Raw genomic sequence first — 287 nt, forward strand, 5'->3', positions numbered from 1 at the left:
GATTGATTACTTTAGGGAATGAGATACAACCGGTTAATGATGCTCAAATAGAAAAGATTGTTGTGGATTGATTACTTTAGGGAATGAGATACAACTATATGCTCTTGTATCATTTTCGATCTCAGTTGTGGATTGATTACTTTAGGGAATGAGATACAACCTTAACTTTATGAGTACACGTCCAGCCATCGTTGTGGATTGATTACTTTAGGGAATGAGATACAACTTTAACTTTATGAGTACTCGCCCAGCTATCGTTGTGGATTGATTACTTTAGGGAATGAGAT

The sequence above is a fragment of the Porphyromonas sp. HMSC077F02 genome (assembly GCF_001815465.1).
GTDB lineage: Bacteria > Bacteroidota > Bacteroidia > Bacteroidales > Porphyromonadaceae > Porphyromonas_A > Porphyromonas_A somerae.